This window comes from Daejeonella sp. (assembly GCF_036405355.1).
GTDB lineage: Bacteria > Bacteroidota > Bacteroidia > Sphingobacteriales > Sphingobacteriaceae > Daejeonella.
Map to the genome: position 1 here is coordinate 1 of NZ_DASWXT010000129.1, position 25788 is coordinate 25788.

Annotated in this window: 24 protein-coding genes and 1 pseudogene; 16 read left to right on the forward strand and 9 right to left on the reverse strand. The window is 39.2% G+C overall.

Annotation, left to right across the window (positions count from 1 at the left end; all coding sequences use genetic code 11):
- Positions 1-290, forward strand: a pseudogene (locus VGE44_RS16060) (SAM-dependent methyltransferase); the annotation flags it as partial.
- 307 nt (positions 291-597) lie between these two features.
- On the opposite strand, the gene VGE44_RS16065 reads toward VGE44_RS16060, so the two are convergent.
- Together VGE44_RS16065 and VGE44_RS16070 are read right to left on the reverse strand one after the other, a co-directional pair.
- Entirely contained in the window at positions 598-1800 is a 1203-nt protein-coding gene (locus VGE44_RS16065; protein WP_331081022.1) for a hypothetical protein, read from the reverse strand.
- Position 1801: 1 nt separating this feature from the next.
- On the reverse strand, positions 1802-3007 hold the full coding sequence (locus tag VGE44_RS16070; RefSeq protein WP_331081024.1) for a hypothetical protein: 1206 nt from the start codon (positions 3005-3007) through the stop codon (positions 1802-1804).
- Positions 3008-3294: 287 nt separating this feature from the next.
- Here VGE44_RS16070 and VGE44_RS16075 point away from each other — a divergent pair, with 287 nt between their 5' ends.
- The 3 genes from VGE44_RS16075 to VGE44_RS16085 all read left to right on the forward strand — a co-directional run bounded on the left by VGE44_RS16075 (position 3295) and on the right by VGE44_RS16085 (position 6039).
- Positions 3295-4311 (forward strand): alpha/beta hydrolase family protein, encoded by a 1017-nt coding sequence (locus VGE44_RS16075; protein WP_331081026.1) that lies wholly within the window; start codon positions 3295-3297, stop codon positions 4309-4311.
- A gap of 112 nt (positions 4312-4423) precedes the next feature.
- A complete protein-coding gene (locus VGE44_RS16080; protein ID WP_331081028.1) occupies positions 4424-5269 on the forward strand; it encodes a DUF2911 domain-containing protein in 846 nt (281 codons plus the stop codon).
- Between the two features lie 92 nt (positions 5270-5361).
- Entirely contained in the window at positions 5362-6039 is a 678-nt protein-coding gene (locus tag VGE44_RS16085; protein ID WP_331081030.1) for an MCP four helix bundle domain-containing protein, read from the forward strand.
- A 69-nt stretch (positions 6040-6108) separates the two neighbouring features.
- On the opposite strand, the gene VGE44_RS16090 is transcribed toward VGE44_RS16085, so the two are convergent.
- The 3 genes from VGE44_RS16090 to VGE44_RS16100 all read right to left on the reverse strand — a co-directional run bounded on the left by VGE44_RS16090 (position 6109) and on the right by VGE44_RS16100 (position 7530).
- Complete coding sequence (locus tag VGE44_RS16090) at positions 6109-6306, reverse strand: hypothetical protein (protein ID WP_331081032.1); 198 nt, start codon at positions 6304-6306, stop codon at positions 6109-6111.
- Positions 6307-6383: 77 nt separating this feature from the next.
- Positions 6384-6824, reverse strand: coding sequence for a hypothetical protein (locus VGE44_RS16095; protein WP_331081034.1), 441 nt, complete (start codon positions 6822-6824; stop codon positions 6384-6386).
- 241 nt (positions 6825-7065) lie between these two features.
- Positions 7066-7530: a response regulator gene (locus VGE44_RS16100; protein ID WP_324487312.1), complete on the reverse strand. Its 465-nt coding sequence runs from the start codon at positions 7528-7530 to the stop codon at positions 7066-7068.
- A gap of 157 nt (positions 7531-7687) precedes the next feature.
- Between VGE44_RS16100 and VGE44_RS16105 the strand changes: the two genes are divergently transcribed.
- The 5 genes from VGE44_RS16105 to VGE44_RS16125 all read left to right on the forward strand — a co-directional run bounded on the left by VGE44_RS16105 (position 7688) and on the right by VGE44_RS16125 (position 14568).
- Positions 7688-8497 carry a hypothetical protein gene (locus VGE44_RS16105; protein ID WP_331081037.1) on the forward strand — a complete coding sequence of 270 codons (810 nt, stop codon included), beginning with the start codon at positions 7688-7690 and terminating at the stop codon, positions 8495-8497.
- Between the two features lie 72 nt (positions 8498-8569).
- The gene (locus tag VGE44_RS16110) at positions 8570-10885 is read left to right on the forward strand and encodes an Rv1355c family protein (RefSeq protein WP_331081039.1); all 2316 of its coding nucleotides are present in this window, start codon (positions 8570-8572) and stop codon (positions 10883-10885) included.
- Between the two features lie 40 nt (positions 10886-10925).
- Positions 10926-13073 carry a sensor histidine kinase gene (locus tag VGE44_RS16115; protein WP_331081041.1) on the forward strand — a complete coding sequence of 716 codons (2148 nt, stop codon included), beginning with the start codon at positions 10926-10928 and terminating at the stop codon, positions 13071-13073.
- On the forward strand, positions 13074-14165 hold the full coding sequence (locus VGE44_RS16120) for a hybrid sensor histidine kinase/response regulator (protein WP_331081043.1): 1092 nt from the start codon (positions 13074-13076) through the stop codon (positions 14163-14165).
- Position 14166: 1 nt separating this feature from the next.
- A complete protein-coding gene (locus tag VGE44_RS16125) occupies positions 14167-14568 on the forward strand; it encodes a response regulator (RefSeq protein WP_331081045.1) in 402 nt (133 codons plus the stop codon).
- A gap of 19 nt (positions 14569-14587) precedes the next feature.
- Here VGE44_RS16125 and VGE44_RS16130 read toward each other — a convergent pair whose 3' ends face one another.
- On the reverse strand, positions 14588-16249 hold the full coding sequence (locus VGE44_RS16130) for a dipeptidyl-peptidase 3 family protein (RefSeq protein WP_331081047.1): 1662 nt from the start codon (positions 16247-16249) through the stop codon (positions 14588-14590).
- A 287-nt stretch (positions 16250-16536) separates the two neighbouring features.
- On the opposite strand from VGE44_RS16130, the gene VGE44_RS16135 reads away from it, so the two are divergent.
- Complete coding sequence (locus VGE44_RS16135) at positions 16537-18867, forward strand: TonB-dependent receptor (RefSeq protein WP_331081049.1); 2331 nt, start codon at positions 16537-16539, stop codon at positions 18865-18867.
- 2 nt (positions 18868-18869) lie between these two features.
- Positions 18870-19673, forward strand: coding sequence for a DUF4249 domain-containing protein (locus VGE44_RS16140; protein WP_331081051.1), 804 nt, complete (start codon positions 18870-18872; stop codon positions 19671-19673).
- Positions 19674-19687: 14 nt separating this feature from the next.
- Here VGE44_RS16140 and VGE44_RS16145 read toward each other — a convergent pair whose 3' ends face one another.
- Positions 19688-20011 (reverse strand): 2Fe-2S iron-sulfur cluster-binding protein, encoded by a 324-nt coding sequence (locus VGE44_RS16145; protein WP_331081053.1) that lies wholly within the window; start codon positions 20009-20011, stop codon positions 19688-19690.
- Positions 20012-20035: 24 nt separating this feature from the next.
- Positions 20036-20767, reverse strand: a complete 732-nt coding sequence (ric, locus tag VGE44_RS16150; protein ID WP_331081055.1) for an iron-sulfur cluster repair di-iron protein — start codon at positions 20765-20767, stop codon at positions 20036-20038.
- 104 nt (positions 20768-20871) lie between these two features.
- Between ric and VGE44_RS16155 the strand changes: the two genes are divergently transcribed.
- The 3 genes from VGE44_RS16155 to VGE44_RS16165 all read left to right on the forward strand — a co-directional run bounded on the left by VGE44_RS16155 (position 20872) and on the right by VGE44_RS16165 (position 22602).
- Positions 20872-21267 (forward strand): group III truncated hemoglobin, encoded by a 396-nt coding sequence (locus VGE44_RS16155; RefSeq protein ID WP_331081057.1) that lies wholly within the window; start codon positions 20872-20874, stop codon positions 21265-21267.
- A gap of 6 nt (positions 21268-21273) precedes the next feature.
- On the forward strand, positions 21274-21720 hold the full coding sequence (locus VGE44_RS16160; protein WP_331081059.1) for an RrF2 family transcriptional regulator: 447 nt from the start codon (positions 21274-21276) through the stop codon (positions 21718-21720).
- Positions 21721-21795: 75 nt separating this feature from the next.
- Complete coding sequence (locus VGE44_RS16165) at positions 21796-22602, forward strand: N-acetylmuramoyl-L-alanine amidase (RefSeq protein ID WP_331081061.1); 807 nt, start codon at positions 21796-21798, stop codon at positions 22600-22602.
- Positions 22603-22610: 8 nt separating this feature from the next.
- On the opposite strand, the gene VGE44_RS16170 is transcribed toward VGE44_RS16165, so the two are convergent.
- Positions 22611-24281 carry a glutamine--tRNA ligase/YqeY domain fusion protein gene (locus VGE44_RS16170; RefSeq protein ID WP_331081063.1) on the reverse strand — a complete coding sequence of 557 codons (1671 nt, stop codon included), beginning with the start codon at positions 24279-24281 and terminating at the stop codon, positions 22611-22613.
- Positions 24282-24421: 140 nt separating this feature from the next.
- On the opposite strand from VGE44_RS16170, the gene VGE44_RS16175 reads away from it, so the two are divergent.
- Positions 24422-24841: a cobalamin B12-binding domain-containing protein gene (locus VGE44_RS16175; RefSeq protein ID WP_331081065.1), complete on the forward strand. Its 420-nt coding sequence runs from the start codon at positions 24422-24424 to the stop codon at positions 24839-24841.
- A 60-nt stretch (positions 24842-24901) separates the two neighbouring features.
- Positions 24902-25684 (forward strand): enoyl-CoA hydratase/isomerase family protein, encoded by a 783-nt coding sequence (locus VGE44_RS16180; RefSeq protein WP_331081067.1) that lies wholly within the window; start codon positions 24902-24904, stop codon positions 25682-25684.
- Positions 25685-25788 lie beyond the last annotated feature (104 nt).

The following is a 25788-nucleotide window of genomic DNA, read 5'->3' on the forward strand; positions in this document are numbered from 1 at the left end:
ATTTGTTGGGCAAAGACGAAAGAAAAAAACTAATCCAAGACTGTTACAATCAACTTGCAGAAAACGGTTTTATGATTTTTACAGCAATAACTAAACAAGCCCAAACATACAGACAAGGAACACTCATAGATATAGACAGATATGAAATGTTTGGTGGAGTGAAAATTTTCTTTTACGACAACGAGACTATAAAAGAAGAATTTGGTAAAGCAGGATTATTTGATATTTCAGAAGTAAGAGAGAACTATCCTTTTTACTTGATAAAATGTAGAAAGAATGAAACGAAATGACAAAAGAATAACTGCCCATAACAAGGATTTTATGAAATTGGGGCAAAATTGCTAAACTTGAACATTAGTATTTCTAATCAACATTTGTGGTTTATAGGACATTTTTGCCTTGAAATACCCAAATCACAAAGCCCCAAACCGTCAATCTGTCTAAAAATCCCTCTTCGTTTCCCATATATTTTAATAAATATTGACCCTTGATTTTTGCGCTTCTGGATAAATTCCAATATGAAATTCATCACGTGAAAAGGCAGAAATCAGACGGATTTTTTTTGTTTAGAAATACATTGCTCATTCCCAGCTTAGATTATGGTAAATCTTCCGCAGGGAAAACCATGAGCTGGCTCAGCGCCTCATTCTCACCCATAATGATGTAGTTTCCGTTCTGTGAAGTTGCCAATGAAGCGATCTGGAATCCGCGCCAGTTAATCCCCTGTTCCAGTCCGGGACTAATCATTTTGAACTCGGGATTACCGAGGTCACGGAAGCCCTTTTGCTGATGATAACTAAAAAGATGAGCATACCCGGGAGAGGCCCCGGCAATACCGTACAGCATTCCATTTTTTCCGGGGGTCATAGCCATAATGCGTGGCATCATAATGGGCTTGCCCAGGTTTACAATTGTTTGCTTAAGCGGATCAAGCCGAAACAATTGCCCGTCGGCAGCATTGCTGCCATAAATAGTGCCCTCAGGCATTTTAACCCAGGAATCGATGCGCCCCATGGCTTCACGTCCCCATACAAAGGGCAGTTCATCTTTCAGAACTGAAAACGATTGGGTGGCCGGATCGAAACAAAACAGTTTATTGATAGCCCTGCTTCCATAGATACGGCCCTGCTGATCAATAACCAGTGCACGCCCCAGGTAATCCTCCGGTTCCAAAGCAAAAGAATGATAGGTGTCAAGATCTTTTTGAGATGGGGCCGTTTGATCGTATATCTGTTTTTTACCTGTTTTGAGGTTAAATGTGAAGAATTTGCCGGAAGGATGTACAATTCCGTAAAATTCGTTTTTTTCCGGATTGAATGTCATAGCAAAGATTCCCTCACCAGCCACAGGTTCGCCCAGATCCTTAACAGTAATCTGACCCTGAAGGTTTACCTGAAGTTCAATTATATGTCCGCCCAGTCCGGTTCCGGGCTGAGGCATGGTACCTGCATAAAAAACGTTTCCGGATTTTGCTCTGCTAAAACCGGTTTGGATACTCAGCTGCCCCTTTACAACCTGATCCAGTTGTGTTACCGCTATGAGTTTACGCTGCGAAAGTGAACTCGTGAACAACAGGGGCGACAATCCTTTTTGTGCTGTTGTACCACCCAGAATAAAATCACCCGAAACAGTAAGAGAACTCATTGCGTTCTGATAAATTGGCATCCTCAGTTCATCTGTGTTTTCAAGTGAGGCTTCTACAGCGAAGCTGCCTTTGGGATTAAAGAATGTATACTGTGCGCTCGCAATAACAGGAACGAAGAATAAAGCAATCAGGGAATAAATAATTCGATTGTACATACTATTTCACCTCCTTTTCAGGGTTAAACTTTATTAAAAAGGGTACACTGCCGTTTTCGCTTCTGTCGGGCCTTTTGCGGCCGGCAAAATACATGTTACCATCCCTGTCCCGGATATCAGAACCCGTTACTTCTGTTAAGCGCCCAATAGGAAAGTCTAAAAGAATGTTTGCCTTGCGTTGTTGAGGATCGAATTCAATCAGTACCGTTTTGTCTTTCCGCACATAATTGCCATGACCGCCAATTACATAATAGAGTTTACCATTCAGACCTATATTTAAATTAGGTACATACGGCTTCCACTCTTCTCCTTTGGCCATATCATACACACCACCCAGATCTTCCCATTTGCCGATCCCTGTTTCCTCCGGATAGAATGCCACCAGTTTAGCACCATAAGTAACCAGATAGATGGCTTTTTTATCGTGATCTTTTGCATAAGCAGTAATACCTGTTACGATTTTTCCACCGGGAGTGCCCGGAAAGGCAGGTAAACTTTGTTTTGCAAAAACCAACTTGCCGGTGGATTTCTCATATTTTACCAGGCGTTGTCTCCAGTCTACGTAATAACAGTTGCCCCACCAATCGGTAAACAGCACACGGGGCACATGGGCACTGCCCAGGCGGCCGGCATCGTGCAGCAAGTTTTTTTGGGGATCGTATACAAGAAAGTGTGCCTGCGGATAACTGATGCCATAAACAAGACCCGATTGCATATCCACTTCTACATCCTTGATGCTTTCATATTGCATCCCCATTCCTAAATTGGTAAGCTGCTTAGTTGCGGGGTTCCACTTCATTAAAAAGCCCCCGGCATAGCCATGTGGGTGGTTCATCAGATACTCTTGTCTCGACTCGCCCCCATCGGAAGAGAAATAAATCTCACCATTTGGTCCGGCCACAATTTTGGAATGCATTTTTCCCTGCCATTGAAAAGGCCTCAGGTGTCCCAGATCACTGAGGAAGCCATGTAACTGGATTTGGTTCAGAGCAGGGTCATATTCATAAAAACCCACTTTATCAGCATGATTTGTTACACCTACATAAACATTGTTATTGGCGGGATTATACCCGATAGAACCCCATGTAGAATGGGCCTCTGGAAAATCAGGATAGTCAATAAATTTAATATTCCGTTCCGAAATGGATTTATTCAGGGAAGTATCCTGATAAGCAAACAGACTGTTAGCCTGAACTATTAACAGCATTATAAAACAAACAATACGCATTTGTAAAAGCTTTAATAATGAAACGATCTGAAAGATAAAGAAAAAATACTGTTTTAAAATCTTTTCAGCTGTTTGACATGTTTCCGAAGGTCCTGTAGAATAAACAAGATAATGGGGGGTTTTAAACCTGCTTTGATCAGTATTTCCTAATTACACTCTATATAAAACCTGACATGTATTTATCACCTTCTGGTATATCCAAAAAAGGTTTAAATTTATTTGCACTTAACAAACCCTACAATTCAAGATTTGCAAATAAATTGAACATGAAAAAACCTGCTTCATACATCCTGATCTTAATCCTTGGCCTTGCCGCAGGCATCTTCATCAGTCAGAATGAAACGATATGGAATGTGCTGAAAAAACCATTCAGCAATACCTTTACCCCTTTTGATGATACCCGCAAAAGCACCTGGGATACCGATTTTAAAGTTGTTGATATACAGTCGACACTGGATAATTCTTTACAAAAAGCCTATTTCTTTAAATCTAAATCTTCTTCACCTAAGCCATTGGTGGTGAGTCTGCATAGCTGGAGCGGCAATTATGAACAGAAAGATGAACTGGCAGCACTCTCCAAAACAAAAGACATTAACTATATCCATCCCGATTTCAGAGGGGAGAACTGGACCAAGAATGCCTGCTGCAGCGATCTGGCACTGGCCGATATTGATGATGCGATCGACTATGCTATCAAAAATTCCAATGTTGATCTGTCCAGGATCTATGTTATAGGTTCAAGCGGAGGTGGTTATGCTACTTTGGCAACTTTCATGAAATCAAAACATTTAATCAGACGCTTTTCTGCCTGGGTTCCGATTTCTGATCTTCCTGCCTGGTATGCTCAAAGCAAAATCATGGGTACAAAATATGCACAAAACATATTGGATTGCACAAGTTCTAAGGACAGCCTGAATATGGAAATTGCGGTTAAGAAATCTCCTATTTATTGGGAAACCCCGGTAGAAAAATTGAACACAACTGAATTTCAAATCTATACTGGCATTTATGATGGAATTCAGGGCAGTGTACCAATTACTCATTCGATCAATTTTTACAATAAAATATTAAAAGATAAGCTGGTAAGTGATAGTTCAAATCATGTAAGTGATTCTGAAAAACTATACTTACTGGAATACAGAAAGGCCCTTGGCGAATTCGGAAGTATTGGGGGCAGAAAGGTATTTCTGAAAAAACAATCCGGCAATTTAGGCCTGACCATTTTTGAAGGAAATCATGAGATGCTGACTGAATACGCATTTAGTGAACTCACAAGAGAGTAGGCTGATTGTTTTTTGACTTATTTACAAAAAGATGTTTTTACATTTTTTACACAATTAACTCTCAATATTCCAATATCTTCGGTATTTAAAAAATTAAACTAATCATAAGATCATGAAGAAAATATCAACCCTGTTTACTGCAATATTATGCAGTTTCATCACCCTGAATGCTGATGCTCAGCTTCTCATGCCACAATCGAGCAGTTCCCAAACCATTGTGCAGGAATTCGGACTTGGAAAAATAACTGTTAAATATTCACGCCCCAATATCAAGGGAAGAAGTATTTCGGCCGACCTTGCACCTTATGGAGAAGTATGGCGTACAGGCGCAAATGATGCTACGGTAATCAGCTTCAGCGATGCTGTTACACTCGAAGGAAATGCTGTTTCCCCTGGTGAATATGCATTATTTACAATCCCCGGTAAAGACGAGTGGACTATTATTTTGAACAAGGAAACCAAACAATGGGGCGCTTACAGTTACAAACAATCAGAAGATGTTTTGCGTTTCAAAGTTAAAACCGCCAAACTAAAGGAGAAAGTAGAAACCTTCACAATCTCTTTTAACGATGTGACTACCTCAACAGCTAGGCTTGATTTAATATGGGGCAATATCAGAGTCCCGGTAAATATGACAACAGATGTTGATTCGAAAGTAATGGCCGGAATTGATGAGGCTATGAAAGGAGATAAAAAACCATATTATCCTGCGGCAGTTTATTATTTTGAGAATGGCAAAGATCTGGCTAAGGCATTGGAATGGATCAGCATAGCAGAAGCTGGAGATCAGAAAGCACCCTGGTTTAAATACCAGAAAGCCCGCATCCAGTTAAAAATGGGAGATAAAGCCGGTGCTGCGCAAACTGCCAAAGCCGGAATTGAGGCTGCCAAAGCAATGAACAATGCTGAATACATCCGCCTGAATGGAAAGATTCTGGCTGATGCTGGAGGGCGCTAGTTATTAACCTTATTTTAATAATAAAGCCTTCCCATGGAAGGCTTTATTATTAAAAGATTGTCTGATTATCAATTCATTTAGAATACTTTACTATGAAATGGGCTTTCGCAATACAACGCAAGATCCGGCTGGCCATCGTTCTGGCTATCATGATGCTCTTTGTCATCCTATTTAGTTTGATGGAGTCATACAATGTGAGCGCGATCTCTAAATCATTCAACTCGATTTACGAAGACAGGCTTATTCCGGCGGTTGATCTCTACGCTATTTCAGGTCATATTCATACCAAACGCAATAAACTGGTAACTTTCCTGTTTACCGGAAAGATTAGTAGGGAGGAAATTAGTCTTGCTCTGAGTTCTTCAAATAAACAATTGGATTCTTTAATCAGTAAGTATGAGAATACTTATCTGGTTAAGGCAGAGACCAATCACCTTCAAAATCTCAAAAAAAACCTCAAAACTTTTGAAAGGGATGAATTACTGCTGATCAATGCCGCTTCAGAAAATAAAGAGCTGGCAAAAACGCTTTATCTGAATACTACGGTACAACTTTATGATGAACTGGATAAAGATTTGATCGAACTGACGAGGGTTCAATCTGAAATAGGTAAAGAATTACTGGCGGAATCAGTCAAGAGCCAGTTGAGTTCCGACTTTATTTCCAGACTTCAGATTATCATTGCAATTATTCTGGGGCTGATCATAATGATCCTGATTCTTACCGACAAACAAGTTGTGCTTAAGCAGGAGAAATTTAACTTGAATTGATTGATCTCTGAGGGTGAGCTAATTTAATTTTAAGATTCAGTAATAATAAACTCAAATCTTATTAAATAGTTAATACCTCACCACGTGCCCCGCATCTTCAATAGCCCTGATGATCTCAACTTTTAACAGTGTATCAGGGCAGGTAACCTCAGCTCTTCCTCTTTCTGTTATGACATGAGTGATCCCAAGCTTTTTTATGGAGTCAGACACCTCCTGCTGCTTGTGCATGCGGGTCATCGTTGGAATTTCAAATAATACCGTTTTCATTTTTAAAATAATTGAAAGCAATTATATCTAAGACGTTGAGCATAAGTCAAATGCTACAGTCCGGATGAATTATTTGCTTAGATTTTATTCAATTCACTTATTTCTTCAGCAGAGATAGTGATACCATCCAATATCCGTACAGGAACCGGTACTAAAGCAAACTTTGCTTTGATAAGGCCCAGGCTCTCAGGCACTTCATTTATCGCAGTCTCTTCCCAAACCTTTGCCGGAACTGGCACATAAAAAGCTCTGTCATCTTTAGCTAATTCTTCAGGAACTTCTGACTCAGGATTTCCCCAAACAAATTCAGCTACCGGTACTAAAGCCGATTTAGCTTTTACAAATTTTAAGCTCTCAGGAACATCAAGTTCATTTGTAGTCCAGTCACGCGGTGATACAGGAACATAAGAATGCATGCAGTTTGTTGAATGATCGTCCATGTGCTTTACATTTGAGAACGATTCAGTATTCAGGAACAGGATAAATAATGCGATTAGTGTGTTAAGTATTGTTTTCATAATATTTTCTTTTTTTTCTTCAAATGTATAGCGGATATCAGAGCCGGCATACAGGAATTAGGCAGGTAAGGCTGAGAACTCGGTGAAAAAGGGGAAAATATCGGTGAAAACGGAAATTGATTTTTTTACCGTTGGATGGGAATGGGAAATCGATACCAGGAATCCGTAATTCGTAATTGATAACTCGTAATTGGAAATGGGAACCCGATAGCTATCGGGTAGGGAAAGGGAATCCCGGCTTTTAGGAAAGCAATTTCTGACGAAGTAAGAATTCAAGCTGATCATTGGAAACAGCCAGCTTACTGTTCATTTCCTTGATCTCTTTATTTGCCTGATATACTTCAAAAGCCTTTTTTATGGTTTCATTGAGTTCCTGCTCACTCCAGGGCTTACTAAGATAATGGTAAATTTTACCTTTATTTACCGCATCAATAACCGCATTCATATCTGCATATCCGGTAAGGAGGATTCTGACAGGATCCGGATACTTTTCAATGATCTTTTCAAGAAATTCGATACCTGTCATATTGGGCATACGCTGATCAGTGATGATAATTTCAACTGGCTTAGTTTCTAAAATTTTAATTGCAGCATCTGCACTTGAAGCAATCAATACATTATATTTAAGCCGGAAAGTTGCCTTGAAAGAAACAAGGTTATTTTCTTCGTCATCAACATACAGTATATCGATCTTTTTATCAGACATTTGTTACAACATTAAAATTTTAGCAAAAATAAGTATAAATAATAAAAAGCTTACCATTTATCAAGTAATTTATACTTCGTAACATTTTTTTATTGAAATTATCAAATAAGAATACAGGCATTCTTCCTTAGGATAATGCTGAATATACCATCTTAAAATGGAAATAGAATTTAACAACGGCAATCCGGTAGTCAGATTAAGAGCTTTCAGGGCAATTGATGATCGCAGATCATGTGAGTTGTTTGTGGAGGGCCATAAACGGGTTTTAACTAGCATTGGAGTTGAAAAAGTAACATCTTCCAATAACGAGTGGATGGATAATCCCGCTGCATTCGTTATGATTGTGGAATCGCTGGATAAGCAAAATATTTATGGAGGAGCAAGGATACACGTTGCAGGGGGATCTGAGCCACTTCCTATTGAACAAGCTACGGGAGCACTAGATCCTTCCATTTATGATCTGGTATGGCAGTATGCCCAGAAAGGTACCGGAGAGGGTTGCGGACTATGGAATTCGAGAGAAATCGCCGGTTATGGTATCGGCAGTATATTTCTGACAAGAGTTGGGGTAGCCATGTCCAGACAAATTGGTCTTGATTCACTATTTGGTCTTTGTGCTCCATATACTGTAAAGATGGCCCAGAGTGTAGGTTATGAAATTGAGTATGGAATAGGAAACAATGGCACTTTTTATTATCCAAAACTCGATCTTGTTGCCACTGTATTAATTCTGCGCGATCTGGAGAACCTGAGTGCGGCAGATGATGAGAACAAGGAAGCCATCATATCATTGCGTGAAAATTTAAAATGCGTGCGCATTGAAGAGCTCCGGAATAAGAAAATTGAAATCCACTACGATATCGAAATACCTAATATGGATAAATGGGATTTACAGGCGACTATTGCAAATGCTAAGAAATTAACATCTACCAAAAGCATTGATGAGCAAAACATCAATTTGCTGTAAATCTGTTTTAAAATTTGCCAATATCTGGTATTTTGGTACATTAAACATTATTACATTAACCTGATCTAATCTATGAATACCAGGCTTTCTGAGCTGATAAAAGCATCCGGACAGATGCAGCTTGTTTATAAACCCGTATTTCTCAGAATAACTGACCCACTAGAAAGAATAGCCCTAGATCAGCTGATTGAGAACCAGGTTTCCTTTTTTCATGATGAAATTTATGGCCAGTTGCAGGAACTGGTAAAAATGAAAAATCCGGCAGTGCGTATAAAACCTGAAGAATATCCTGAACTGATTCAAAAACATTTAGGAGGCCGGGACATACATTCTTATGGAGTATGGGTTTATTATCCCTGGAGCAGGCGCCTGGTTCATATGCTGGATGAGGAAGAATTTATTAAGGTTCGCAGCAACCGGAATCAGTATAAAATAACCCTAAAAGAGCAGGAAATACTAAATACGAAGCGCATTGGTATTATTGGCTTGTCTGTGGGTCAGTCCATCGCTTTAACATTGGCGATGGAACGTGGTTTTGGGGAACTCCGTCTGACAGATTTCGACACACTCGAATTAAGCAATCTGAACCGTATCCGCTCGGGTGTTCATAATCTTGGCATACCAAAGGTGGTAATCACAGCAAGAGAAATCGCTGAAATGGATCCTTTCCTTAAAGTTATCTGCTTCTTTAGCGGATTGAACGAAGAAAATATGGATAGTTTCTTCAGTGATAACGGGAAATTAGACCTTTTGGTTGATGAATGTGATGGTTTGGATATAAAAATACTGGCTCGTTTCAAGGCAAGGGAACTTCGGATTCCGGTTATTATGGATACCAGCGACCGCGGTATGCTTGATGTAGAACGCTTTGATCTGGAACCAAACCGGCCTATACTGCATGGAACCATTGAAAATGTTGATCCACAAAACATTAAAAATTTAAGTACCGAAGATAAAATACCGGTAATGCTACAGATGCTGGGGGTTGAAAACATCTCGCTAAGGGCTAAAGCATCAATGATAGAGGTTGAACAAACGATCAATACCTGGCCTCAGCTTGCAAGTTCTGTTGCCCTTGGAGGTGCAGTAGGGGCAGATGTCAGCCGGCGGATTCTGCTGGATCAGTATCATGACTCAGGACGTTATTACATCGATCTGGAAGAACTCATTGCTGATAAAGAAAAACATTCTGATGATAAAAAGGTAACAAGATTAAACCCTTTCAAGCCATTAAGGGTTGAAGAACTGGAAGCGATTGCATCCAAAGCACTTCCAGCATTAATGCCTGATGATATTTACCCTGATAAAGAAAGTATCAGCAGCATGGTAGCGGCAGCAGCAGCAGCCCCCTCAACAGGAAACGACCAGCCCTGGAAATGGTATTATAAAAAAGGTACTTTATTTCTTTTTCACGATGAATTCAGGTCCCATTCCTTCGGTGATTTTCAGAAAACAGCCTCCTTCATCACCTTTGGAGCGGCATATGAAAACCTGTTTGTCCACGCTTTAAGCTTGGGAATTGAACCTTATTATTCATTCTTTCCTGACAAATCTTCAGAAAAGCTAGTCGCCTCAATCCGATTCAGGAAGCTAAATCCAAACCCTATCAGTGATCTGTTGAAGCCCCTGGATCAGGCAATATTCAAACGCCATACAAACAGAATTATAGCACCGAAAGCCGAAATATCAGGCGATATTTATAGCAGACTGGCAACATTGGCTGAATCTATACCGGGTGCAAAAATCAGGTTCTTTACTGATGAAAATGATATGAGGAGTATGGCCCGGATTATCGGAGCCTGCGACCGGATGCGATTGCTTCATCCTGAGGGACATTACGACTTTGTTCATCGTGAAATGCGCTGGACTCCTGAGGATGCGGAAAAAACACTTACCGGCATAGATATCCGAACTTTGGAGCTTGGAAATTCATTGATGGCTGCGATGGGCGTGATCAAAAGCGAAAAAGTAATCGATGCTGTAAAGCAGTTTGGAGGAGGAAATGCCCTCGGAATGCTCGCAATGCGTACGGTATCTACGGCTTCGGCATTATGTATGATCAGCATCCCGGGATATGAACTGAAAAATTTCTTTGAAGGCGGCCGTTCTATGGAAAGATTCTGGCTTGAGGCGACAAACCTCAATCTGGCTATTCATCCGGTAATTTCCCCGCTCTATCTTTTTTCGCGTATTTTGCATGGCAATGGTGAGGGACTCGATGAAAAAAATATCAAAGAGCTTCAGTATTTAAGAGAAGCTTTTAATAAAATTGCCGGCACCGGGAATAACGATGCAGAAGTATTTCTTACAAAGATAGCCATAGCGAAAGAGCCTGTTTTAAAAGCTCACCGCTTGCCTGTTAAAGATATTCTGAATTTTGACGAATAGCTCAATGAACAATGGATTATTCAGCTTTGAAATATTAAGAATGAAGAGGTACTACTGGATCTTTCTTATTTTACCCCTGCTCTGTTCAATGGTGGCTTCTGCCCAGGAGCCAGTCGTTTTTAAGGGTGCCAACCTGGTTATTGGTAATCATGTATCCATTTTAGAAGACCAAACGAATAGCTTAAGTATAAAAGAAGTTGTCGATTCAGATGCTTTTGTACCCTCAGATGTGCCTATTCCTAACCTTCAGTTAAGCAAGTCAGATTTCTGGATCAAATTCAGCATAAAAAATGAAAGTGATCAGGATCAAATCTTACTTGCACTTGAATACCCTATGCTTAGTACCTGTGAGTTCTATTCAATGGCAGATGGATATGTTCAGAAATTGAGCTATGATGAGGCATTTTTCAAAAGAAAATATAAACACCAGAATTTCATTTTCGACATTAATCTTGCCAAAGGAAATACTTCTGTTTATTACCTGAGGGTAAAAAGTTCAGAACAGATGGTACTTCCGATGATCATCGGTTCGGAAAAAACCATAATGGAGAAACTGGTTACGAATGACCTGGCCTGGGGAATTTTCATTGGTCTGATTTTGGTCATGGTTGTCTATAATTTCTTTATCTGGCTTTCGGTTAGAGACTCCAGTTATTTTTATTATGTTTTTTACAGTTTGTTTGTCGGGCTCACACAGGTTACGCTTAGCGGATACACCTATCGCTTCATTCTTTCTGATTCTCCCGGATTAAACCATCTCAGCATTATTCTGTTTGCCGGCTTTGCCGGAGTTACAGGCAACCTATTTATGATGCACTTCCTGCAAACCAGGGAGAATACCCCCAAACTTCATAAAGCAACCTATGTTTCAATATTTATTTATAGCGCGGCAATAATATTACGATTACTGGGCTATGATCAGGCAAGTTACAGGGCAATTGATATTGCGGCTGTAACCACTGTATTACTTACTTTCACTGTAACGATTTCCTTATCATTAAAAGGGTATCGTCCGGCAATTTTATTCCTGCTTGCTTTCAGTTTATTTTTTACGGGCTTATTATTATTTGTACTTCGAAATGTTGGAGTGGTTCCATATAATGACTTTAGTAACTATACCAAAGAAGGTGGTATTGCATTAAATGTGGTCGTATTGGCATTTGCTCTTGCCGACAAGATTAATACCTTTAAACGTGAAAAGGAAAGATCACAGGAAGAGACATTAATGGCATTAAAGGAAAACGAACGGATCATCCGGGAACAAAATGTAATCCTTGAAACCAAAGTAAATGAACGTACCCAGGAACTCAGTCAGGCAAATTCAGACCTTAGCCAGACACTAATTGATCTTAAAGAAGCAGAAGGACAATTGGTAGAAGCAGAAAAAATGGCATCACTTGGACAGTTAACAGCGGGTATTGCTCATGAAATCAATAATCCTATTAACTTCGTTACATCCAATATCACTCCCCTTAACCGGGATGTTGATATATTAATTGACTTTATTGAGGAGATGGAAAAGATAGGTTTATCTGATCTGTCAGTCGAAGAAAAGAAAAAACAAATTGAGGAGCAAAAAGAGGAGCTTGATTATGATTATTTAAAACTGGAAATATCACAACTGCTTAAAGGGATACATGAAGGAGCCTCCAGAACTTCTGAAATTGTAAAAGGATTGAGGGTTTTCTCCCGTTTGGATGAGGATGACCTTAAGAAAGCCAATATAAATGATGGGCTTGACTCAACATTAATTGTGATAAATAACTTATTGAGTAACAAAATTAAACTGGAAAAAGTATACAGTGATATTCCAATGATTGAATGTTACCCGGGTAAACTCAATCAGGTATTTCTGAATATTATTTCAAATGCGATTTATGCAATTGATAAGAAGTTTGGCGACGAACAGGGCGGTATTTTAAAGATAAGTACCAGCAATAATGAAAAAAGCATATTCGTTAAAATAGAAGATAATGGTATTGGAATGGATGAGATTACAAAGAAAAAGATCTTTGAACCCTTTTTTACCACAAAAGATGTTGGCGAAGGAACTGGTCTTGGGATGTCAATTGCTTATAATACGATCAAAAGACATCAGGGCGAAATACAGGTTAACAGTACTCCGGGCCTTGGAACAGAATTTATTCTGGAATTGCCAATAATTCTCGATCTTTCAGCAGAAATTTAAGTGGAAAAACAGGAAAAAATAAAAATTCTTTATGTTGATGATGAGATTAACAACCTGACTGGTTTTAAGGCATCATTCAGGATGAATTATAATATCATGATTGCCGTGAATGCGACCGATGCAATGCAGCATTTGAGTTCTCATCCGGATATCAGGGTTATCTTTTGCGATCAGCGAATGCCCGGAAAAACCGGAGTTCAATTTTTTGAAGAGATCAGAAGCCGTTATCATAAACCTATCAGGATATTGCTAACGGGCTATACCGATATCGATTCAGTAATCGACTCCATAAACCTTGGTAATGTCTTCAGATATGTAAAAAAACCCTGGGCAGATGATGATATTCTTGGTGCTATCAATGAAGCCAATAAATTTTATGTCTCTAATTCACTGCTCGCTGTAAAGAACGAAGAATTACAACGGGCTTATAATGAGCTTGATAAATTTTCATACAGCGTTACTCATGATATGAGGGGGCCGCTATTGAGTGTTCTTGGCGCCATTGAAGCTGCCCAGCATATGGATGATATTACTGAGATCAGGAAAATGCTGATGATGATGAAGGATTCAGTCAGAAATCTGGATGACTTTATTCAAAGTATTCACGATTATTATAATCTGAACAGGGGCGAACTTGAAATTAAAGAGATCGATTTCAATGAATTGGTTGAAGAGCAAATCAAAATCTTTAATTTTACTTACCTGATGAGTGATGTCACTTTTAACACAAATATCATCCAAAAAGAAACTTTCAGAGGTGATGTTTTATCAGTTAAACTAATTCTGAATAATCTTTTGTCCAATGCTTTTAAATATCAGAGAAAAGATAATAAGAATAAAACCGTTGATCTGAACATACTGGTTGAAAATGGTTATGCAGAAATTGATGTTATCGATAATGGTGTAGGTATCGCCGAAAATTACCTTGGCGACATTTTCAATATGTTCTTTAGGGCAAGTACACAAGATGTTGGTTCAGGATTTGGTTTATACAATGTAAAAGCTGCAGTAACTAAATTAAATGGAAAAATTACCGTAGATTCAGAAATAAATAAGGGAACACATTTTAAGGTTCTGGTTCAAAATAAATGAGATGTCTGCTCAGATTCCAAACTTTATTATAATTGATGACAGCCGGCTGGACTGTTTTATAGCCGAAAAGATCATACAGAATTCAGGAACTTACTCCAGTGTAAAATCTTACATGGAGGCAACAGAGGCTTATGAAGCAATAAAAAATGGGCTTATTGGAGATGATTCAATCATCACCATAATTATTCTGGATATTCAAATGCCTGTGATGAATGGTTTTCAATTTGTAGAAGTATTTGAAAAGCTCCCTAAAGAGATTCAGTCAAAATTTGCAATTTTCTTATTCAGCTCATCAATCAATGAGAATGATAAGAACAGACTTGACAATTATCCTTCTATCATTCGCTTTTACAGCAAGCCCATTTCTAAAGACACTGTTGCCCAAATGATTGAACAGGTCTGATTTCTGTATTGATTCGCCATTATTTTAAACCCAGCACACTAAGTCCCTGCTCAAAGATTACATCTACTGGTATTCCCTTTTTACTCAGCCTATCGAGATCTGATTGGAGATCATTCTGAACAACCGCCATTTCCTTCTGAACCTTTTCAACAGCGGCCCTATCGCCATTCCCCTGAAGTGTTAGTATTTCTCTGCTCAAATCATTCATCGCCAACTCAAACTTTTCATAATTTACTTTGTACCGGCCTTTTGCTGTTCTCTCAAATGCACCGTTCTTATTGAAGAAATTAAAACAAAGCATATTGGCTTTTCCATGTGCTTCACCGGCACCAAATCGAACCGAACGTAGGATACCGGCCATGAAGGTTGTATAATAATCTTTAATATCCCCTTCAAGTTCACCCTTCTTCAGTAAACTACTCACCATATAAAGTCCCAGAATATCAGCTTTTCCTTCTTCCAGCCATGAATACTGCTCCTGTAATGCCTCCCTCACAAAACCTTTGCCATTTATTGTAGATTTTATCCCCAAACCATGTGCAACTTCATGGAACATTACATTGGCAAAAAAAGCCTCAAAACTAAGATGACTTTGCTGACTTTCATCAATTAGCTCAGCCGCTATAGGCAGCATGATCTTATCGAACTTCGCCCGCATTGCGTTCTTTAATTGTGAACGCCTGGTGCCCTTTTTCTGCTGAATCATTTCATCATTCGGAAGGTTAACAGCAATAGTCTTTCCGCCTGAATTACCATCACCTGCATAATATACCACATCAAATGCTGCTAATTGTGAAGAGGTTCCCGGGGATTCCTTTTTATAGGCCGCATCAACCGGTAGTCCTCTTTGAAGTTCTGGCAACATGGCCACGTATTTTTCGAGACGTTTGCTCCACTCCCTGTCTTTTACCAGTACATAACTCTCAAAAGCAGCACGCGCATTGAATAATCCATCTTCATAATTTTCAATCGGGCCAATGATGATATCAAGTCCGCTATTGGTCATATCCATCCAGGCAAAGTCACTGGGCATATAATTATCAGTAAGAAAAGCCTCTGCTCTTAAAGTCAAATATTTTTTGAGCTGAATCTCCTCGGTGATCTGAGCCGCCTGTAAAAGTAAATCAGCCGCCTTTTTAAGTTCATCCTTAAAATAAACACTGTAAGGAATGGATATCAGCTTTCCTGATTTGTCCCTCTGCACCATAGAATACAAACCCTTTTTATCAGAAACATCTGATTTTTCCAACTCTTCACGGGTCATATCTGAAGGATAAAAGCCTGAACCTAATGGTTTATCCTCTATTCCCTTGACAAAGGGCTTATTGTCATTCAAACGATCCCAAGGACCGTAATTGATCTTTATAAATTCTCTGGTCTTTTCATCCTCTACAGCCGAAAGCAAACTATCTCGCTTAGGATAGGTTTGCATCCAAAAAAGTTCATCCATTATCTCAGCTGCCCTGATTAGCAGTGGTAAAACTTTACGTTCACTATTGCTAAGCTTTTCAATATCTGTATTGAGCCTCACCTTAGCATAAATTGGAAGTCTTTCTGCCACATAAGTTTTTAGACTATCATTTTCTTTCGAAATATGCTTATCTGAATTGTTTGTACAGGAAGAAATAAAGATTAAAGTCATAGACCCCAAAATCAGGGTCTCTTTTAAATTAAAATTCATTTTGGGTTAGTTTAAGGAAGAATAAATATAGTAAAAATATGATTTGGGGTCCTAAAACCTGCATTTCTGTACCCTGGTATATCTATACTTCACTATATTGAGAATTAAACTATCAGGTATGAGCATCAATTCAAGAATATGTTCATGAATTTCAACTCAAGCTGACCTATTCTAATTATCTTACTTTCGGCTTACAATCGGCTAATAATTAGAGCAATAAAGTGATTAGATTTGCCGAAATATCGTACATATACATTATTGCTCTATTTATACTATATATTTAATTAATGCTCTTTTCGAAAAATGTACTGCTATTTGGTTTTCTGCTTTTTTTCTGCTCGTTCAGTGTAAATGCTCAGGATAACTATACTATAAACGGTGTCGTAAAAGATTCCCTTTCAGGTGAAACCCTGATTGGAGTCACACTCAAATTTACTGCTGCAAGCCAATCCGGCACAAGCACCAATGCCTATGGTTATTACTCCTATAAACTTAGCCCGGGTGAATATAACCTGAGCGTAAGTTATATTGGCTATAGGTCCATAAACAGGACGGTCAGTATCAATTCAGATCTCCGGCTCGACCTTAATATGGTCCCTGAAAACATTCTTGAAGAAATTGTGATCATTTCTGAAAAAAGGAATGACAATATTGTCAATGCTCAGATGGGTGTTGCTAAGATCAATCTGAGTGAAATCAGGAATGTTCCGGTTCTTTTCGGAGAGCGCGATGTTCTGAAAACCCTGCAACTGCTTCCGGGGATAAAATCGGCAGGAGAAGGAAACAGCGGATTTTATGTTCGGGGAGGTTCAACCGACCAGAATCTGATTCTGCTTGATGAAGCACCCGTTTACAATGCTTCGCACTTACTCGGCTTCTTTTCTACCTTCAACTCTGATGCAATTAAGGATGTCAGCGTTTTTAAAGGAGGAATGCCTGCACAATATGGCGGAAGACTTTCTTCTGTTCTCGACATCAGAATGAATGATGGAAATAAAAAGGAGTTTACTGCCGAAGGAGGAATTGGACTTATATCATCCCGATTAAAAGTTGAAGGCCCGCTGATTAAAGACAAAAGCTCTTTTATGATCAGTGGCCGCAGAACTTATGCCGACGCTTTTCTGGCTCTTTCAAAAGATAGTTCCATCAATAAAAATACCCTCTATTTTTATGACCTCAATGCAAAGGTTAATTATCAGATAGACGATAAGAATACGCTCTACCTTTCGGGATATTTTGGCCGCGATGAACTGGGACTGAGTGAAACTTTTGGTTTCGACTGGGGCAATGCAACTTCAACACTTCGATGGAATCATTTATTCAGCAATCGCTTATTTTCCAATACTTCCCTGATTTACAGTAATTATAATTATGTGATTGAGAACTTTCTGGAGGAGAACAATTTCAGGGTGAATTCTTCCATCAGGGATATGAATTTAAAGCAGGACTTTCAGCTGGCTTTGAATAATAGCCACAACGTTCGTTTTGGACTCGATTTGATCCATCATACGATTGCACCAGGAAATATAACAGCAAGCGCCACATCAAGTGTAAACGAAGTAACTATTGAAAAACGTAAGGGAAATGAAATAGCAGCCTATATCTCTGATGAATGGGAAGTAAATGATAAATTCAATTTGGTTTATGGATTAAGAGCAAGCTCATTCCTTCTTTTTGGACCGGGTGTTTTTCCTACTTTAGATAAAGATGGAATTACAACTTCATCCAAAACCTATACTTCCGGTCAGCTGGTAAGGGCTTATTTTAATCTTGAACCCCGTATTTCTGCAAGCTATCAGTTGAATGAATTTTCCTCATTAAAAAGTTCCTATACCCGCAATACTCAGAATCTGCATTTGATGTCGAATTCAACAGCCAGTTCCCCAACTGATTTATATATCATGAGCAGTAATAATGTGAAACCAGAAATCGCCGATCAGGTCGCCCTGGGATATTTCAGAAACTTCAACAATGATAATTATGAGTTTTCTACGGAACTGTATTTCAAACAGATGCAGAATCAGATTGATTACAGAAGCGGTACTGATCTGAGAGGTAATACCAATGTTGAGGCAGATCTGCTTTTTGGTGATGGAAGGGCCTTTGGGATTGAACTATTCCTTAAAAAACGATTTGGCAAATTAAATGGCTGGGTGGGATATACACTCTCAAAAACTGAGCGCAAGTTTAATGACATAGATCTGGGTAAATGGTTCAATGCCAAACAGGATCGCACCCATGACCTCTCTTTAGTAGGTATTTATAAAGCTACTGAAAGATGGACTTTTTCATCAACTTTCGTATTCAACACCGGAAATGCAGTTACTTTTCCGGCGGGTAAATATCAGCTAAACAATAAAACAGTTTATTATTATCCTGAACGTAATTCTGACAGAATGCCTAACTATCATCGTCTGGATCTGTCGGCTACCCTTGAGGGTAAACCAGGCAGGAAATTACAGTCGAGCTGGTCATTTGGCATTTATAATTTGTATAACCGAAAAAATGCGTACTCCATAGATTTCAGGGATGACCCGGATAATCCAACCAGAACTCAGGCTGTGCGCACAACACTATTCGGAATTATTCCTTCAATTACCTGGAATTTCAAATTTTAATCATGAAAAAGTATACTCAGAATTTAAGACTAAACCTTTGCCTGATTATCAGTGTAATACTTCTTTCTTCTTGCGAAAAGGTGATCGATCTTGAGCTAAAAAATGCAGATCCTTTGATCGTTATAGAAGGAACCATCAGCAATCAGAGTGAAAATCATTTTGTAAGAATATCGAAAACAATTCCATTTGAACAATCAGCAAGTTTTAATGGGGTGAAAGGTGCACAGGTTATACTTAAGTCATCAGCAGGGCTCTCAATAGCCTTTACAGAAGTAACCGAAGGAATTTACAGAAGTCCGCGTTTGAGAGGAACACCGGGTCTCACCTACACTCTTGATGTTCTTGTTGAAGGGAAGACTTATTCTGCAAAATCAACTATGCCCTCTCCAGTAATTCCGGATTCCGTTGGTTTCAAAACACTTTCATTCTTTGGAAATTCAAATATATACCCTACGGTTTATTATAAAGATCCTCCAAAAATTCAAAACCAGTACCGCTATATTTTAAAGATCAATGGAAAACTACAGGGTGATCTTGTTTTTGAAGACCGTTTTAATGATGGAAACGCAGTTTCTGATGTGATTATCTACGATGGTGAAGATGATATAAAATCAGGAGATATTGTTGACATAGAAATGCAATCTATTGACCGGAATGTATTCAAATACTTCTATGCCCTCAGCCAGATAGGCGGAAACGGTGGACCTCCGGTGGCTCCGGCAAACCCGGTATCTAATTTCAGTAATGGAGCATTGGGCATTTTTAATGCCTGTACAAAATCAACGAAATCTGTTGTTCTGAAATAAGGAGCTCAATGATATCAGATTATGGTGATTGTCAGATTTGAGAGCTCATCGTCAACAGGAATTTGACAAGCCAGTCGGATATCATCGATCCCCGGTGCTATTCTGTGAAGTGTAGTCTCCTCATTTCTCAAAAAAGCAGAATTCTCTTTCAGCCCACCAATCCTTACGATACAGGTTCCACATCTTCCCATCCCCCCACATTGCCCAAAATCATCTGTAAATAATCTGTCCTGTATCAGGCATTTCAAATCCCTGTACTCACCAGCATAGGTTTGTATTTTATATTCCTCGGATGAATATAAAATAGTAAGTGATATTTTCCATACTGCCTGAGCCATATTTAAACTATATGTCAAGTGCTACTAAACTCTGGTCGTCAATTCCTGCTCCAGTTGTACTGCCTTAGGGAAAAGGATATTATTCTCAAGATGTATATGGGTGTGAAGATCCTGCTCATAATCCTTAAGCATTTCAAAGGCAACCCTGTAAGTGGTACAGCCATCTGCAGGCGGAGTATATCCATTGCTCATTTCAGAGATTTCCCTGAACCTACCGCCTTCAATTTCATGCTCATTCATCATCATGGCTATTGGATTTTTAACAGTCATGAAATGGGGCTCATCAAATGCAACATTCTGATTATCAGATAAAACCAATTGCCTGATAAACGGAAAAAGAATATTCTCTTCCTTTTTCATATGCGAGCTGAGTTCTTCTGCAGATGCCAGGAATTCCTTATATATCCCAAAAAGTTCAGGATGCCTTACACCATGAACCTTGCAGAGCTTTTCCAGAAAAAAAAGTAGCTCAGGAATTTTTTCGGTCACGTAGCGGTGATGTGTTTTTTCTATATAATCAGCCAAAAGATCTATTGGCCATTTATTATAGTCCATGGTAGACGACTCCTTACTCTCTAAAACCGATATTAATTCCTTCTCAACTTGCTGAGGATCAAGTGTTTTACCTTCACAGGCTTCTGCAATTGTTCTGTTGCCTTTACAGCAGAAGTCGATACCAAATTTTTTGAATACGCTGGCTGCTTTGAAGTTAGCCGCAACCAATGAACCAATGGTGGTATTACTAATTGTCTCCATTTTTTATATATTGAATAAATAATTGTTCAAAGGTATAAAATAATCTATAAAAGATAAATTTATCTTTTATAAAATTTCCTATATTTGTCAAATATTAACTGAAAATGAATAAAAAGGAAGACATAAGGGGAATAGATGATATCAAAATTATGGTTGATGTGTTCTACCAGAAGGTTCGTGAAGACGAATTACTGGCGCCTATATTTAATTTCAGACTCTCAACACATTGGGAACCGCATCTTGAAAAGATGTATACATTCTGGAATGCAGCATTATTCGGTGTAAAAGGATACAATGGTAATCCATTCATCAAACATGCAACAATGGAACTCGGGGAAGAACATTTCGAACGATGGATGAACCTATTCAGCGAAACGGTTGATACTCATTTTGAAGGGCCTGTGGCTCAAGATGCCAAAACAAGGGCAGGCATAATGGCAAGTATGTTCATGCATAAAATTGAACAGATCAAACAAAATTCTACCAGGCCAATATTCTGATTATCAATGATTTCAAAAGCTTGTCAATACGGAATACGTGCAGCTATTTTTATTGCCTCCAGGCATAGTGATGGTATAAAGCTTAACATTAAACAAATAGCCTGCGAAGTTGATGCACCAGAGGCATTTACAGCTAAAATATTGCAGGTACTTAATAAGCACCACATCATAACCTCATTAAAGGGACCTTATGGTGGTTTCTTCATTGAGGAATTTCAACTCGAACAGCCTGTTATAAATATTGTGAATGCAATTGACGGTTTGTCGGTTTTCAAAGAATGCGGACTTGGTCTGAAACAATGCTCAGCTTCACACCCATGCCCCATGCATGATCAATACAAAATAGCAAGAGATGCCCTTCAAAATGCATTTCAGAAAACAAGCATTCGCCATCTAGCACTGCAGGTAAATGAGGGTAGCTCATTCATCAATAACCTGGTTTTAAAAAATTAAGGATTTTCAGGCGAGCAAAACAAGATTTTACCGAATTATAATTTTGTAAATTGCGGGATTTAATTTACTCAAGCAATGCTACAAAAATCCATACAGCTATTTTTCTGCGGACTGATTCTGGTTGCAATGTCCTGCTCTTCAGGACCATATGGGCCAACCAACAAGACCTATAAAAGTAAAACAAAAGAATTGGGTAAAACAATCAGGACTACACCGCTGAATCCTACGGGTCAGGATTTTGTTGGAACAACCAATTTTGGACTCAGAAAACCAAATTATGTGATCATTCATCATACTGCCCAAAATTCCACTGAGCAGACCTTAAAAACATTCACTACACCAAAAACTCAGGTCAGCGCCCATTATGTAATTGGCAGAGATGGCGTGATTTATCAAATGCTGAGTGATTATTTAAGGGCATGGCATGGAGGGGCTGCAAAATGGGGAAATGTGACTGATATTAATTCTTCATCTATAGGAATAGAACTAGATAATAATGGCTTTGAGCCATTTTCAGAAGCGCAAATCAATGGCCTTTTAACTGTCCTGGCCAACCTTAAGAAAACACATACTATTCCCGCTGCAAATTTCATCGGACATTCAGACATAGCACCTGGCAGGAAAGTGGATCCCAATATTACTTTCCCATGGAAAAAGCTTGCAGAAAATGGATATGGGCTATGGCAGGATCAGGTACTCACAGATTCAGTTCCAGAAACATTCAACCCAATCGAAGCACTAAGAATCATTGGATATGACATCAAAAATCCAGAGAATGCCATTAAATCATTCCAGCTTCACTTTGTGCAGAAAGAATTGACAGGTATTCTCAACGAAGAGGAAAAACAAATTCTCTTCAATCTTTATAAAAAATACCTGTAATATTCAGATCAGGATTTTTGAGATTCTTTTGCCCAGGTATCTTTTAATGTGACTGTCCGGTTAAATACCGGTTTACCTGGCGTTGAATCACTGTCGAGGCTAAAGTACCCCTTACGAATAAACTGATAACCACGGCCCGCCTCAGCATTCATCAGATCAGGTTCGATAAAAGCATTGCTGATCACTGTTAAACTATCCGGGTTAATGTAATCTTTGAAATCACCGTCTTCATTGGAAGGATCCTCTACCCTGAACAATCGATCATACAATCGTATTTCTGCTGTTTGTGCTGATTTGGCACAAACCCAATGTATCGTTCCCTTCACATGAATTCCACTGGTATCAGTTCCGCTTCTTGATTCAGAAATATAAGTACAATGAACTTCAGAAACATTGCCGCTTTCATCCTTCACAAAACTATCACAGCGAACAATATAAGCATGCTTCAGACGCACCATTAAACCGGGACCCAGACGGAAGTATTTTTTAGAAGGCTCTTCCATAAAATCATCCCGTTCAATCCATAGCTCAGAACTAAACGGAATGTGACGGAATCCATCACCACCTTCCATCTCAGGATTATTTTCACCCTCCATTACTTCGGTCTGTCCTTCAGGATAATTGCTGATTACAAGTTTTAATGGCTCAAGTACGGCCATCCTTCGCCATGCACTTTTGTTCAGATCCTCACGGATACAGAATTCGAGTAAACTCAGATCTATAAGATTTTCACGCCGGGCTACACCAATTCGTTCACTAAAGTTTCGGATTGAAAGCGGCGTATAACCACGGCGGCGTAAACCACTGATTGTTGGCATCCTTGGATCATCCCAACCACTTACATGATTTTCATTCACCAGCTGAAGTAATTTTCTTTTACTCATCACTGTATAATTCATGTTCAGACGGGCAAACTCATATTGCTTAGAAGGAAAATTATTTAATTTTTGGATAAACCATTCATAAAGCGGTCGGTGCGGAACAAATTCAAGAGTACAAATAGAATGGGTAATTTCTTCAAGCGAATCAGACTGTCCATGGGCAAAATCATACATTGGATATATGCACCATTGATCACCAGTGCGGTGATGATGGGCATGTTTTATACGATACATCAGCGGATCGCGCAGGTGCATATTGGGTGAAGCAAGATCAATTTTTGCACGTAATACCCTGGCTCCGTCGGGGTATTTCCCCTCCTTCATCTCTCTGAAAAGCTGCAGATTTTCTTCAATGCTCCTGCTGCGGGATGGTGTAGGTTTTCCGGGTTCGGTAGGTGTCCCTTTGGCAGAGGCAATTTCCTCAGCCGATCCATCTTCCACATAGGCTAAGCCCTGTTTTATTAGTTCCAGGGCAAAATCATATAGCTTACCAAAATAATCTGATGAGTACAACTCCTTATCCCATTTAAAACCAAGCCATTGTATATCTTTCTTTATGCTGTCAACATATTCAACGTCTTCGGTTGTAGGGTTGGTATCATCAAACCTGAGGTTCGTTTTACCATTATATTTGGCTGCGATACCGAAGTTCAGACAAATTGATTTAGCATGTCCGATATGCAAATAGCCGTTTGGCTCCGGAGGAAAACGTGTCAGAACGCGCCCGCCATTTTTGCCATTCCGAATATCATCTTCAATGATCTCTTCTAAAAAATTTAATGATCTTTCTTCACTCATATACAGATTTCGAGGCTGCAAAAATAAGAAAATTTATTTGCGGGGACAGCTTATTCGTTATCAGGGCAATTCCAATCGGTTCCATAAACGAAATGAAGTATACAATTCAATTTTCTTCTTACTTTTACATAATATCAATTATGACAGAATCCCTAAATCGCCCCATTCGGGTATTGGTAGCCAAAGTCGGACTGGACGGTCATGACCGTGGTGCAAAAATAATTGCAAGCTCTCTTCGGGATGCAGGAATGGAGGTGATTTATACCGGACTCCGTCAGACCCCGGAAATGGTTGTTAATACCGCCCTGCAGGAAGATGTTGATGCAATTGGCGTTTCCATTCTTTCGGGCGCCCACATGACTGTTTTTCCAAAAATCATTCACTTTATGAAAGAAAAGGGACTTACAGACGTTCTTGTCACTGGTGGAGGAATAATACCTGATGATGATATGAAAACACTTCATGATCTGGGAGTGGGTAAACTTTTTCAACCCGGTACAAATACCGGAGAGATAGTGTCTTACATCAAAAAATGGGTGTCAGAGAACAGAAAGTTCTGATCCCAAATTCTTAATTCAATAATCGGGCAAAGATCAGCCATAATTATAATTTCTTGAATAATGAACTATTCTAACCTGCTCATCGAAAATCGTGAACGAATTTTATATATAACAATCAATCGCGAAAGCAAACTAAATGCACTTAATAAAGCCACATTAGCCGAACTCCATGATGTAGTTACAGGGTCAACCCATGATGATGAGGTTGGGGGGCTGATAATAACCGGGGCCGGACAAAAGGCCTTTGTTGCCGGGGCTGATATTTCTGAATTCGCTGATTTTAATGCCGACGAAGGAAGGGAACTTGCCCGTGAAGGACAAATTAAGGTCTTTGATGTCATACAAAACCATTCAAAGCCGGTTATTGCGGCGATAAATGGCTTTGCATTGGGTGGCGGGCTTGAACTCGCTATGGCCTGCCATATCAGAGTAGCAGCAAGCGGAGCTAAGATGGGTCTGCCTGAGGTAAGTTTAGGGCTTATCCCTGGCTATGGTGGCACACAAAGGCTCACTGAACTTATAGGAAAAGGAAGAGCTATGGAAATGATCATGACTGCTGATATGATCAATGCTGAAGAAGCTTATAGAACCGGACTTGTAAATCATGTTTTTGAGTTTGATGAACTTCTTACAAAGGCTGCTGAACTCATAAAAAAGATAATGACCCGCTCCCCCTTTGCAGTAGGCTGCGCTATCAGAGCAATCAATGCGGCTTCGGCAGACGGTATTGATGGTTATGAAACAGAGATTTCAGAATTCTCCAATTGCTTCGGATCAGAAGATTTCAGAGAAGGGGTAGCAGCATTTTTGGCTAAAAGGAAGGCAGAATTTACCGGGAGATAACAAAACCAAAATTCAAAAGTGTAGAAAATATTTCCCAAATATGATTATTTTGCTTAAATTAGCAATATAATCATCTAGTTATCAGCCTCTCGGTTTACCTATAT